Origin of the sequence: Pseudarthrobacter enclensis, from assembly GCF_030811655.1 — a bacterium.
Taxonomy (GTDB): domain Bacteria; phylum Actinomycetota; class Actinomycetes; order Actinomycetales; family Micrococcaceae; genus Arthrobacter; species Arthrobacter enclensis_A.
This window is the reverse complement of the sequence record NZ_JAUSRE010000030.1, coordinates 32,677-45,486: the sequence shown is the minus strand read 5'-3', so window position 1 is coordinate 45,486 and position 12,810 is coordinate 32,677. Positions and strand designations below refer to the sequence as shown.

Here is a 12,810-nt window from a genome sequence, read left to right as displayed (position 1 = left end):
TCTTCGCCATGCTCCGAGACGGAACCCTCTACCAGGAGCCGGAACCACGAAACCACCCCGCAGCGGCTTGACGAAAACCATAGAGGCACCCCCCGGCCTGCCTAGTGGTCGAAGAACACCAGGCTGGAATTGATGAGCTCCGCGATCACTTCGGCGTCGTAGGCACGCCGAAGTGATTCGCGGAAGGATTCCTTCGAGAGCGACCGGGCCAGCGTGGCCAGCACCTCCAGGTGGTCCGAAAAGGAGCTGGCCGGCGTGGCAATCAACAGGATGACCGAGGCCGGGCCATCAGCGGCACCGAAGTCCAATGCATGCCCGTACTTGGCAATCCCGACCGCGATGGAGGTCTGGGAAACGAACTCGCTGCGTGCATGTGGCAGCCCGATGCCTCCCGGGAGCCCCGTAGCCAGCTGGTGCTCCCGGGCATTGACGTTCTTCAGGAACCCGTCAAGATCCGATATCCGCCCGGCGGCATACAGCCGCTCTGCCAGTTGGGTGGTGGCGTCGGTCTTGTCCTTCGCCTCCATTTCCAGGATCACCATCTCGGCGGTTGTCAGGTGGGCGTCATACGGGTCCAGTGGTTCCGCCAAGGCGTATCCCTTCAGTCAGCAGTGGGGCGGCCAGCCGCTCCACGCAGAACGGCCCCTCAACGCAAGGGCACGATGTCTTCCGCGCCCAGGCGGGCGGCGTCTGCGGATTCGTCGTCCGGCTGTTGCTGGCTTAGGCGTTCGGCCTCCACTCGGGCAAGGTAGTGGCGGACTTCGTTTTCGCGCTGTGTCTCACTCCAGCCAAGGACGTCACCCATCAGTTTAGCGACAACAGGGGCCGCCGACACGCCGCGGTCCCACGCTTCAATGGAGATCCGTGTCCGCCGCGTCAGGACGTCCTGCACATGGCGGGCGGCCTCGTGGGTGGCGGCATAGACGGCTTCTGCCTGCAGATAGTCATCCGCACCCGGGATGGGCTCGGCCAGTTCGGGATTCTGCTCAATGATGGCCAGGACCTCGGGAGTCATGGACCCATAACGGTTGAGCAGGTGCTCGATCCGCGCCACATGCACTCCGGATTCCTCCGCCGTGCGGTTCCGGCGGTTCCAGGCTGCCCGGAAACCACTGGCACCCAGCAGCGGGATGGTCTCCGTGCAGCTCGGCGGCACTCGTTCGTCCATGGTGCGGGTGGCCTCGTCCACCGCGTCCTTGGCCATGACCCGGTAGGTGGTCCATTTGCCTCCCGCCACCACCACCAGGCCGGGGACCGGGTGTGCCACCACGTGCTCCCGGGAAAGCTTGGCGGTGGAGTCGTTCTCGCCCGCGAGCAGCGGCCGCAGCCCGGCATAGACACCTTCAACGTCTTCCCTGGTGAGGGGGCGTTTAAGCACCTGGTTCACGTGTTCCAGTACGTAGTCGATGTCCTTGCTGGAAGCGGCGGGGTGGGCCTTGTCCAGGTGCCAGTCGGTGTCCGTGGTGCCGATGATCCAGTGGCGTCCCCACGGGATGACGAACAGCACGGATTTCTCGGTGCGCAGGATCAGCCCCACGGTGGATTGGAAACGGTCCCGGGGAACTACCAGGTGGATCCCCTTGGAGGCGCGGACTTTCAGCTGGCCGCGCTCGGTCACCATGGCCTGGGTTTCATCCGTCCAGACGCCCGTGGCATTGATCACCTGCTTGGCCCGGACATTGAATTGGCTGCCGTCCTCACGGTTTTCAACCTTGGCCCCAACCACCCGCTCACCCTCGCGCAGGAAGTCCACCACCTTCATCTGATTCACCGCGTGGGCTCCGTAATAGGCAGCCGTACGTATCAGGTTTGCCACATACTTGGCGTCGTCCACCTGGCCGTCGTAGTACCGGATGGACCCTACGAAGGCATCATCTTTCAGGCTGGGGGCGGCGCGGAGGGTGCCGCGCCTGCTCAGGTGCTTGTGGAATGGGACGCCCCGGCTGTGCCCGCTGGAGATGGACATGGCGTCATACAGCGCGATGCCGGCGCCCACGTAGGGCCGTTCGATGAACGGCTTGGTGAGCGGATACAGGAAGGGCACTGGCCGTGCCAGATGGGGGGCGATCTCGGAAAGCAGGAGCCCGCGTTCCTGAAGGGCTTCCTTGACCAGGGCGAAGTCCAGCATTTCCAGGTATCGGAGGCCACCGTGAATCAGTTTCGAAGAGCGTGAAGAGGTGCCCGCCGCCCAGTCGCTCGCCTCGACGATGCCAACGCTCAATCCGCGCGTCACGGCGTCCAGCGCTGCTCCTGTACCAACGATGCCGCCGCCGACGATCAGGATGTCCAGTTCCTGGCCCGGTTCGGTGGTGGCCCGCAGCCGCTCGATTGCCGCTTCCCGGGCTTCGGGTCCGAGAACCCCGCCGTTTACAGGAACACTCTTCATTGAACGCCTCCAGTGCCTCTAGTGCCGCCAGTAAGCCCACATTACTTGCAACCGGTGGCCTTTGGGCAGGGCAGCGCGGACCGCGCTGCCCTGCCTCCGGGTCAGTTCCCCTCGTAAGGCGAAACGACGACGTCGACCCGCTGGAATTCCTTCAGGTCCGAGTAGCCGGTGGTCGCCATGGAACGGCGCAGCGCACCGATGAGGTTGGACGTGCCGTTGGTGTGGTGTCCGGGCCCGAAGAGGACCTCCTCCAGCGGGCCGACAGTGCCGACGTTGGCGCGGTCTCCGCGGGGCAGCTCCGTGTGGTGCGCCTCCTGGCCCCAGTGCCAGCCCTTGCCCGGCGCCTCCTCGGCCCTGGCCAGCGCACTGCCCAGCATGACGGCGTCGGCGCCCATGGCGATTGCCTTGACGATGTCACCCGAGGTGCCCATGCCGCCGTCGGCAATCACGTGGACGTAGCGGCCGCCGGATTCGTCCATGTAGTCGCGGCGTGCCGCGGCGACGTCGGAGATGGCTGACGCCATGGGTGAGTGGATGCCCAGGGCGCGGCGTGTGGTGGTGGTTGCGCCGCCGCCGAAGCCCACCAGCACCCCCGCCGCACCGGTGCGCATCAGGTGAAGGGCGGGCGTGTAGCCGGCGGCGCCGCCGACGATGACGGGGACGTCGAGTTCATAGATGAACTGCTTCAGGTTCAGCGGCTCGTGGTTCTTGGAGACGTGCTCAGCTGACACGGTGGTGCCACGGATGACGAAGATATCGACGCCGGCGGCCACGACCGTCTTGTAGTGTTCCTGGGTGCGCTGCGGGGTCAGGGACCCGGCCACGGTGACGCCGGCCTCGCGGATCTCGGCCAGGCGGGACGTGATGAGTTCGGGCTGGATGGGTGCCAGGTACAGCTCCTGCATCCGTCCGGTCACGGCCGGGCTGTTGGTTTCATCCTCCAGGGCAGCGATTTCGTCGAGCACCGGCTGCGGATCCTCATAGCGGGTCCACAGGCCTTCGAGGTCCAGCACCCCGAGGCCGCCCAGCTTGCCCAGGGCAATGGCGGTGGCCGGGGACATGGCCGAGTCCATCGGGGCTGCGATCACCGGCATGTCGAACTGGTACGCGTCTATCTGCCAGGAGACCGAGACGTCCTTGGGGTCGCGGGTGCGACGGTTGGGGATGATTGCAATGTCATCCAGGGAGTAGGCACGACGCCCACGCTTGCCACGGCCGATCTCGATCTCATAAGTCACTGCTCTAGGTTATCCCAGTGGCTCATCGCGCCCGCCCAGCCGCGATGGGCCGCCGGTTGGTTACAGTGGCGTGATGGGCAGACGATGGATCTTCGATGGGCACATCGCCGGTGTTGGCACTGCCTCCGGGCTGCGCGCCGTGGTGGGCATGTGGCAGGACTCCGCTTTTGGGCCCTTCTCCGACGTTATGGTCCAGGAACCTTCCGGGCACCGCATACTGCTGGCACCCACACCACACGTCGCCGAATTCATTGCCGCCACATACAGCTTTGACGAAGTGCGGGTGGTGGAAGTCTGTGCCCGGCTGGCGGACGGGACGTTGAATGTCGACGCCGGCCCCCTGGAAATCAAGGCCGTCACCGGCTCCAGGACTTTCCTTGGCTCGGCACTGCGGTCACTGCCCCGGCGCCTTGCAGTCCATCCCCGCTGGCTCGCCGCGGTCAATCCGCTCGCTGCCCTTGCGGCACCCGGCGCCCGCACTTACGGAACTGCCGGCAGCGGAAGGACGGAGTTCTATGGGGTGAGCGACCTCCACCACGTGACCGCCGCCGTCGTTAGCTGGGAAGGGGGCGACGCCGGAGTGCTGGCGCCCATCCGTCCCGCGGTTACGTTCGGGTTCAGCAGCGTCCCGCCGCGGCCCAGCGTGGCCCGTGTCCGCACCACCGTGGTGGAGGGCTAGGAACCGGTGGGCTCCTCCACGGAAAGCTGGGATTCGAACATGCGGAAGTAGCGCCCGCGGAGGGCCACCAGTTCCTTGTGCGTTCCCTGCTCCACGATGCGCCCATCTTCCAGCATGTACACCACATCGGCCTTTTCGATGGTCGCCAGGCGGTGGCTGATGGCAATGATGGTGCTGCTGCGGTCAGCGAAGAGACGGGTGAATATCCTGTGCTCGGCCAACGCGTCAATAGCCGAGGTGGGCTCGTCCATCACCATGAAGGACGCATCCCGATAAAAATTCCGGGCCATCGCCAGGCGCTGCCACTGGCCTCCGGACAGGCCGCTGCCCTTGCGTCCGCGGGGGTCCTCCATCCAGTTGCTGACGTGGTTCTCCAGGCCGTTGGGCAGTTTGTTGATGAAGTCGAGCGCCTCGGCATCGGCGGCCGCCTTGCGGACGCGGTCATCGTCGCGCGGATTCTGCACATCCCCGAAATAGATGTTTTCCGCGGCGGTGGCGAACTCGTACTTCAGGAACTCCTGGCTGAGCACTGCCAGGTGCCGGTGCCAGGAGGTGACGTCGACGGCGGCGAGGTCCACGCCGTCGAGCAGTACCTGGCCTGAGTCGGGGCGGTAGAGGCCCGCGAGGATGCGGATGAGCGTGGACTTGCCGGCACCGTTTTCCCCCACAACGGCAATATGCTGGCCCTGGCGGATGGTGAGGCTGATGCCCCTGATGACTTCGATGTCGCTGCCCGTGTACGTGAAGCGGATGTCCTGCAGCTCGACTTCCCTTGGCGCTTCCATCAACGGTGGTGCGTGTTCAGCATGCAGGGGCAGCGCCATGAACAGCTCGTAGTCCGTCAGGTTGGCGAGGTCTTCATCGATGGAACTCAGGGACGAGACCAGATTGTTGGCCGTGGAAAGGGCGCGGCTGACGATCTGCTGCACGTAGAGGAACTGGCCAACCGGGGCTGCGCGGGCAATGATCCGGCCCACCACCCAGATCAGGGAGACCACCTCAGCGCCGTACTGCAGGGCATCCGCAGCGAGTTGTTTTGGAATGTAGCGCCGCTGGTAGTCGAGGCGCCGGCGTTCGTCCGCGTCGCGAAGGCGGGAACGCAGGTCCATGAGGAAACCGACGATGCCGTAAAGCCGCATCTCGGCAATGTGCTGCGGCCGGAGCAGGTTGGTTTCGATCATGCGGCGCTGGCGGCGGGAGTCGACCTGCGTGTTCCAGTGTGCGATCTGTTCCCGGGACAGCTTGAACTGCAGATACACACTGGGCACGATGGCCACCAATACGATGACGGCGATCCACCAGCTGACCAGCAGCAGGGCACCGATGGCCAGGAGCACCGAGACCAACTGCGTGAAAATGGCGGCAATCCGGTCCAGGACGCGGGCATAGGAATCGGAGAACCGCTTGGCGCGGTCGTACAGGTCCACCGTCTCCTTGTCGTCGTAGCGCCAGAATTCGAGCGCAAGGAAGCGCTCGTACATCTGGTCCCCCACGATGGCGCCCACCTTAAAGCTCATCAGCTGCTGGATGTAGCGGTCCACGCTGTTGAAGGCGCCCCAAAAGAGGCCGAGGGCAGCAGTGACAATCACGTAGATGACGGCAAGGCGGCCGGCCGCGCCGTCTCCTGCGTAGGCCGCTGCCAGTGCCGTGGTGGTGAGGGAGGCGAAGAACGTGGTGACCAGCGGCAACACTGCGGAGATCAGGGAACCCAGCACCTTCATGATCACGGCGCCGGGCGATGCCCGGAAGCTCACTCGAAGTACCTGGGCCACGGCCTTGGCATAGGGGCGCACGGCAAGCCGCTTTTGCGGGTCGCGTTTGGGGGTCAGTTCCGCCGGATGGCGCGGGTGGGACATGGAATCAGCCTAGTGCTGGCCCAGGGCTAAAAGGGCAGCGCCGGACGATCCGCCGACAGACGGGAGGCACGGGTCAGACCAACAGCACGAACGGCCTCGCGAAGAAATCCGCCCACACGGGGTCCTCCGGTGACAGGTCGTCGAGGTCGATGAGGGCTTCGTCGTCCGGTTCCCACGGTGGGAGGTCTTCGGGGCTGGCGTCGACGCACTGGTTGGATGTGGACGTCAGCCATTGTGGCCACTGTGGTGGTTCGGGGTTGGGGTGTTCGGGTTTGTAGTAGCGGCCGGTGGGTGAGGTCCAGCCGGGTGGGTGGTGGTTGGTTGCGGGGTCTGGTGTCCACCTGCTGTGGTGTTTGAGTCGGTGGTGCTTGGGGCAGAGCTGGGCCAGGTTGCTGGTTCCGGTGGTGCCGCCGCGGTGCCAGGCGGTGAGGTGGTCGGTGTCGTTGTCGGGAGTGCGGTTGGTGCAGCCAGGGAAAGTGCATTTCCTGTCGCGCATCCTGATCCAGCGTTTGATGGCCTCCGTGAGCCGGTAGCGGGTGCGTCCGATTTCCAGTGGTGCCCCGTCGCGGGGGTCGACCAGGACCCGATAGAACGAGTCAGCCCCGTCTGCCACCAGCTTCCGCGCCATCGACGCGGGGATCGGGCCGAACCCCTCCAGTGCTGCGGATTCGTCGGTGAGGCCGAGCAGGGAGAACACCGGCACGGTGACCAGGACATCGGCACGCGGCGTGGGAACTTTGCTGAACTCAGTGGCAGTTCCCGCGCCGAGCAGCAGGGAGGCGGCGATGTCGGGGCGGAGTTGGGTGAGGGTGCGGGCCTCGTCCGGGCTTTGGAGGCCGCGGGCGGTGGCGGTGGTGCGGTTCCAGATGGCGCACGCGGTGTCGCCGGGGAGGTAGAGCGAGAGCCAGGCCATGCCGTCCCGGTCCGGGCTGTATTCCATCCGCCGGTCCGCCACACCTTTGGCGTGGCGTTTCCCGATGGAGTCGGGGTGGTGCCGTTCCCACCAGGAACGCACCTTCGCCCGGAACCGTGAGGGGACAAGCTCACCGGGGGCTGCGCCGCGTGCGGGGTTGGGGGCGTCGGGGTCGAAGAAATGCGCCACCAACGCAGCAGCCCCAACCGCGTCGAGGCCCTCGGTTTCGTCCGCAACGATCTTCGCGTGCTGCCAGGACATGTCCCCTGCGGCCAACGCATCCAGGACCGGCGGCAGCGAACAGACCCGGCGGGACTGGTCCACGAAACCACTTGCGGCTGCGGAGCTGACGGTCAGGACCCCGGCGATCTCCTCCACCACCGACATCTCCGCATAAGTGCGCTCATGCACAGGGGCGTCCGGAGCAAGCATCGCGCTCTGGAACTCAACGGCGTCGGCAACATCGCGTGCTTTCACCGCGGCGAGCTGGCCCTCCAGCCGGGACACCACCTCCAGCCGTTCCAGCCGGACCTCATACCGCCGCTGCAACACATCAACATCAGACCCGGCACCAGGCCCAGCACCGACCCCCGCAGACTCCAGGCGAGCGTCCTCAAGGAACAGCGCACCAAGGGCAGCAACAGAGGCATGGACACCGCCCAACTCCGCTCCAACACCCGCGCTGACTCCCATACTCCCATCATCCAACGGGGGTCTGACAGTCACGTCCGGCAGCTCCGCCGGGTGGATGCATTCGCAGGGAAGACTGCGAAGGGAAAACAAAGGAGGCAAGGCCGAAACCTTGCCTCCTTTGGTCACTCGGATGCCTAGCGCGAACCGTAGTTCGGTGCCTCAACAGTCATCTGGATGTCGTGCGGGTGCGATTCCTTCAGGCCGGCGGAGGTGATGCGGACGAACTTGCCGCGGGCCTTCAGTTCGGGAATGGTGGGCGCTCCGGTGTAGAACATGGTCTGGCGGAGGCCACCGACCAGCTGGTACGCCACGGAGGACAACGGACCGCGGTATGCCACCCGGCCTTCGATGCCCTCCGGGATCAGCTTGTCGTCGCCGGAGACATCGGCCTGGAAGTAGCGGTCCTTGGAGTAGGAGGTGTTCTTGCCGCGCGACTGCATGGCCCCGAGGGAGCCCATGCCGCGGTAGGACTTGAACTGCTTGCCGTTGACGAAGATCAGCTCGCCCGGGGACTCGTCGCAGCCGGCCAGGAGGGAGCCGAGCATGACGGTGTCGGCTCCGGCAACCAGCGCCTTGCCGATGTCGCCGGAGTACTGCAGGCCGCCGTCGGCAATCAGCGGCACACCGGCCGGAATGGCAGCCTTGGCGGATTCGTAAATGGCGGTGATCTGCGGGACACCCACCCCGGCCACCACGCGTGTGGTGCAGATGGAGCCGGGGCCCACGCCCACCTTGATGCCGTCGGCGCCGGCGTCGATCAGCGCCTGGGCGCCTTCGCGGGTGGCAGCCTGGCCGCCGATGATGTCCACGTGCGCGGCGGCGGGCTCGGACTTAAGCCTGCGGATCATGTCCAGCACACCCTGGGAGTGGCCGTTGGCGGTATCCACGAACAGGGCGTCCACGCCGGCGTCCACCAGGGTCATGGCGCGCTCCCAGCCGTCGCCGAAAAAGCCGATGGCGGCACCGACCCGGAGCCGTCCTTCGTCGTCCTTGGTGGCCAGCGGGTACTGCTCGGCCTTGGTGAAGTCCTTGGTGGTGATCAGGCCCTTGAGCCGGCCCTGGTCGTCAACAAGGGGAAGCTTTTCGATCTTGTTGGTGGCCAGCTTGTGCGAGGCTTCCTCGCGGCTGATGCCCACGTGCCCGGTGACCAGGGGCATCTTGGTCATGACGTCGCTGACCAGCCGCAGTGGGAAGTCGGACTCCGGCACGAACCGGGTGTCGCGGTTGGTGACGATGCCCAGCAGGCGGTTGTCCTCGTCCACCACGGGCAGGCCGGAGACGCGGTAGTGAGCGCAGAGGTCGTCCAGCTCCCGCAGCGTGGCCTCGGGGCGGATGGTGAGCGGGTTGGTGATCATGCCCGACTCGCTGCGCTTGACCCGGTCCACCTGGTCAGCCTGGTCGGCAATGGAGAGGTTGCGGTGCACCACGCCAAGTCCGCCCTGGCGGGCCATGGCTATGGCCATGCGGGACTCGGTGACGGTATCCATCGCGGCGGAAAGCAGCGGGGTCTGCACGCTGATCCGCTTGGAAATCCGTGAAGAGGTGTCGGCTTCGGACGGGATGACGTCGGTGTGGCCCGGCAGGAGAAGGACGTCATCGTAGGTCAGGCCAATGAAGCCAAAGGGATCGTGTTGGGGCTCGGTCATGAGTGCGCCTCTTACCTTGGTTGCTGGGTCACGGGTAGGGGTTGCAGCCGATGACCAGCCCGTTATTACGGAACTGGCCTGTGCAGAAGATCCTGCGGGACCACCGTGGGATACGGCGTTCCGGGGGCAGAAAGTGTTGAGTAAATATTAGAACCTCGGCGCCGATCCCCCTATTCCACGCCGCCAATGTGAGCAACGGCACCCTCCAAGTGATCAGCTCCAGCCCGTTGCCGCCAGAAGCCGCTGCTCGAACATGGGGATCATGGTCTGCACATAGGTCCTGGTGAGATGGTTGTCGTCCTTGTACACGTACACGTTTCCCACCACGGCCGGGCAGACGCCCCGTGCACAGATGAAGTCGCTCATGTCCATGAGGTGCAGGCCCGGCAATTTGCCCCTGTAATTTTCCAGGGGCGATGGTTCCACCAGGGACTCTGACATGGGTGGGTTGCAGGCGGGCGCATCGGCGCCGTGCCGCTGGGCGCACTGCGGCATGTTGAACGTGAACCGCGGGTTGTCACGGATGCCCACAATCTCGATTCCCGCGTCCGCGAATGGCTTCACGCCGTCCAGGTAGCCCGGCACCTCCGTTTCGAACGGGGCGTCTTCGTGGGTCAGCGAGGCCACGGTGAACACGGCGTCCGGCCGGTGTTCCAGGACATACACGGAACTTGCCTTGTTGTAGGCGTTGCACTCGGCGTTCCGGGCCTCCGATTCGGCGCCGAACCGGCACGCCGGCATCAGCAGCGTCACCAGTTCCCAGCCACGGGCCGCTGCCACGGGTTCCAGGGCGGCGAGGTACTGCTGGGCGTGGGAATCACCCAGCACCACGACGCGCTTGGTGGCCGGTTCCCCGGGCAGCTCCTGCCGGCAGCCCTCCAGGATTGGATCGATCGTGGCGTTGGAGCCCGTGCAGGGTGAGGTGATGCCGGCCCAGTCGTTGTCCAACGCGGCCGGTCCCGGAATGGTCCGGGCCCGGGGCGCGGGAGTGTTCCCGCTTTCCGGGGCAAGTGCCAGCGCCCCGGGGGTAAGCTCGCGGGGTTGTGCCGCCGTCGCGCTTTCCTCCGCCGTGAGCGATGTCTGCCAGACAGCCACGGGGCCGGCCAGCACGGCCCCGCAGGCAACAACGACGACGGCGGTGCGCCAGGTGCGCAGCTTGGGCCAGTGCCAGTCACGCAGGGGCTTTTCCACGAAGCGGGTGGTCAGGACGGCAAGCACGATGGAGGCTCCGACGATGCCCAGGCCCTGCTTGAGGTTTGGCGTTTCCACGCCGGTAGCCGCGAGCGCCAGCACCAGGACGGGCCAGTGCCAAAGGTACAGCGCGTAGGAGTTGTCTCCCAGGGCAACCGCGGGGCGGCTGCTGAGGAGTCGGTCCACACCGAACCGGCTGCCGGTCTGCCCGGCAACGATGATCGCGGCTGCCGCAAGCGTGGGCCAGAGAGCGACGTAGCCGGGGAAGGAGCGGTCCACAGTCAGGACCAGGCCGCAGGAAACCATGGCTGCCAGGCCGGCCCAGCCCAGGCCCACCCGCAGCGTACGTCCGGGCTTCAGGTAGGGCAGTGCCAGGGCCAGCAATGACCCAAGCGCAAACTCCCACAGCCGTGCCCGCGTTTCGAAGTAGGCGTAGGCCTGGTTCGTGGCGGTCTGTTCTATGGAGTACGCCAGGGACACGGCAAATACCGCACCGAACACCATGGCCAGCAGCGCGCGGTAGGTTACCCAGCGGAGCCGGGGAACCCGGCGCAGCCCCGTCAGGACGGCAGCGGTAGCGGCAAAGGCCAGCGGCCACAGGATGAACACCTGGCCCTGGATGGACAACGACCAGAAGTGCTGGAGCGGGCTGGCTCCGGCGTGGTCCTGCGCGTAATAGTCCACCGCGGCGTCCGCCAGCAGCCAGTTCTGGCGGTACAGCAGCGAAGCCCAGGCCTGGTCGAGCACCTCGGGCCAGCGTCCCTGCGGCAGGATCAGCCACGTGCCCGCCAGCACGCCCAGGATCACAACGACGGCGGCGGGCAGGAGGCGCTTGAACAGGTGCAGCCAGTGCGCCAGCAGCCGGAAGGGGGTCCCCGATTCTGCCCTGCGAACAAAGGAGAGAGTCAGCAAGAAAGCCGAGACCAGCAGGAAGATGTCCACGCCGCCGGACACGCGGCCCAGCCATACGTGGTAGGTGACCACTATCAGGACGGCCAGGGCGCGGAGCCCCTGGACCTCGGGGCGGAAGGTGGCTTTGCGTTGCCGGGAAGCTGCCCCGGATTCGGGATTAGGTGCCTGTGGGCTCTCCGTTATCGACACAAAAACCCCTCGGGACGCCCGCCAGCCAAAGCATCAAGCCTAGCCAGCGGCGTCTTTATCAGCCAATCACGCCGCCCGTTGGGACTATGCTGGGCCCAACGGTGGAAGGGGGCGGGCGTGGTTGTCCAGCTGCGGATCTGTGTGCCTGCGGAACTGTCCGGCGTGACCCTGAAAACGTGCCGCAACCAGCGGGGGACGGCAGAAGTTGCGTTGGTTCCAGGGGCTGCAGTGGTGCCGGAGGGCGATCTTATCGAGGTCCTGATCGCCCGGGAGTCAGTGGAGGAACTGCTCGAAAAGCTGGAAATCCTCAAGGTCCAGGACGTGGGGTCCATTGCCATGACCACGCCCGAATTCGTCCTGTCCAGGAACGCCGACCGGGCGGAGCATGCCGCCCCCGGAGACGGCGCGGACGCGGTGATCTGGGACGACGTTACCCGGCAAACCGGCGAGGACTCCCGGCTGACGTGGAACTTCCTTGCGTTCCTGGTGCTGGCAACACAGCTCGCCGGAATAGGCATCGTGACAGACTCCCCCATTGCGATTGTGGGGGCCATGGCGGTGGGGCCAGAGTTCGGGCCGTTGGCCGCCCTGGCCGTCTCGCTTGCCACCCGGAAGTGGAAGCTTGGGCGGCGTGCCGCGGTCGCGTTGGGCGTCGGCTTCCCGGTTGCCATGCTGTTGGCGGCACTGACGGCGTGGCTTTCAATCCCACTCGGACTTTTTCCGCGCGATGCCCTGGACAAGGGCTCCGCCGTCGAATTCATCTACCATCCCGGGCCCTACTCACTCATTGTTGCCCTTCTGGCCGGCATCGCCGGGATGCTCTCCATCATCGGCCGGCGCTCCGCAGCATTGATCGGCGTCTTCATCTCCGTGACCACGGTGCCGGCGGCCGGGTACGTTGCGGTGGCCCTGGTCCTGGGTGAATATCAAAAGGCGGCAGGCTCGGCCCTCCAGCTGCTGCTCAATCTCGTGGGCATCGTGGTGGCCGCTCTCGCGGTTTTGCTCTTTTACCGCACGGTGTCCAGGCGTGTACCGCACGGGGTGGCACGGACCCTGAAGCGTCAGCGGAGCGGAGCCCGCGATTAAGCAGCGGGCCGGCCAGGTACT

9 protein-coding genes are annotated in these 12,810 nt (G+C 65.9%); 2 read left to right on the top strand and 7 right to left on the bottom strand.

All coding sequences use genetic code 11. The annotated features are described in order from the left end of the window. Positions 1 to 101: 101 nt before the first annotated feature. The 3 genes from J2X98_RS20485 to J2X98_RS20475 form a co-directional block, all read right to left on the bottom strand. Positions 102 to 590 (bottom strand): PTS sugar transporter subunit IIA, encoded by a 489-nt coding sequence (locus J2X98_RS20485; RefSeq protein ID WP_307311939.1) that lies wholly within the window; start codon positions 588 to 590, stop codon positions 102 to 104. Between the two features lie 56 nt (positions 591 to 646). Next, positions 647 to 2,386, bottom strand: a complete 1,740-nt coding sequence (locus J2X98_RS20480) for a glycerol-3-phosphate dehydrogenase/oxidase (RefSeq protein WP_307311937.1) — start codon at positions 2,384 to 2,386, stop codon at positions 647 to 649. Between the two features lie 101 nt (positions 2,387 to 2,487). Next, the gene (locus J2X98_RS20475) at positions 2,488 to 3,624 is read right to left on the bottom strand and encodes a GuaB3 family IMP dehydrogenase-related protein (protein WP_141942516.1); all 1,137 of its coding nucleotides are present in this window, start codon (positions 3,622 to 3,624) and stop codon (positions 2,488 to 2,490) included. Between the two features lie 73 nt (positions 3,625 to 3,697). On the opposite strand from J2X98_RS20475, the gene J2X98_RS20470 reads away from it, so the two are divergent. Next, complete coding sequence (locus J2X98_RS20470; RefSeq protein WP_307311935.1) at positions 3,698 to 4,303, top strand: hypothetical protein; 606 nt, start codon at positions 3,698 to 3,700, stop codon at positions 4,301 to 4,303. On the opposite strand, the gene J2X98_RS20465 is transcribed toward J2X98_RS20470, so the two are convergent. The 4 genes from J2X98_RS20465 to J2X98_RS20450 form a co-directional block, all read right to left on the bottom strand. Then, the gene (locus J2X98_RS20465) at positions 4,300 to 6,159 is read right to left on the bottom strand and encodes an ABC transporter ATP-binding protein (RefSeq protein ID WP_141942519.1); all 1,860 of its coding nucleotides are present in this window, start codon (positions 6,157 to 6,159) and stop codon (positions 4,300 to 4,302) included. The two genes, J2X98_RS20470 and J2X98_RS20465, sit on opposite strands and share 4 nt — an antisense overlap. A 73-nt stretch (positions 6,160 to 6,232) precedes the next feature. Further along, positions 6,233 to 7,765 carry an HNH endonuclease signature motif containing protein gene (locus tag J2X98_RS20460; RefSeq protein ID WP_307311932.1) on the bottom strand — a complete coding sequence of 511 codons (1,533 nt, stop codon included), beginning with the start codon at positions 7,763 to 7,765 and terminating at the stop codon, positions 6,233 to 6,235. A gap of 134 nt (positions 7,766 to 7,899) precedes the next feature. Then, positions 7,900 to 9,411 carry an IMP dehydrogenase gene (guaB, locus tag J2X98_RS20455; protein ID WP_141942523.1) on the bottom strand — a complete coding sequence of 504 codons (1,512 nt, stop codon included), beginning with the start codon at positions 9,409 to 9,411 and terminating at the stop codon, positions 7,900 to 7,902. A gap of 213 nt (positions 9,412 to 9,624) precedes the next feature. After that, positions 9,625 to 11,703 carry an acyltransferase family protein gene (locus tag J2X98_RS20450; protein ID WP_373460937.1) on the bottom strand — a complete coding sequence of 693 codons (2,079 nt, stop codon included), beginning with the start codon at positions 11,701 to 11,703 and terminating at the stop codon, positions 9,625 to 9,627. Positions 11,704 to 11,820: 117 nt separating this feature from the next. Here J2X98_RS20450 and J2X98_RS20445 point away from each other — a divergent pair, with 117 nt between their 5' ends. Continuing rightward, positions 11,821 to 12,789 (top strand): DUF389 domain-containing protein, encoded by a 969-nt coding sequence (locus tag J2X98_RS20445; RefSeq protein WP_141942527.1) that lies wholly within the window; start codon positions 11,821 to 11,823, stop codon positions 12,787 to 12,789. The last annotated feature ends 21 nt before the right edge of the window (positions 12,790 to 12,810 follow it).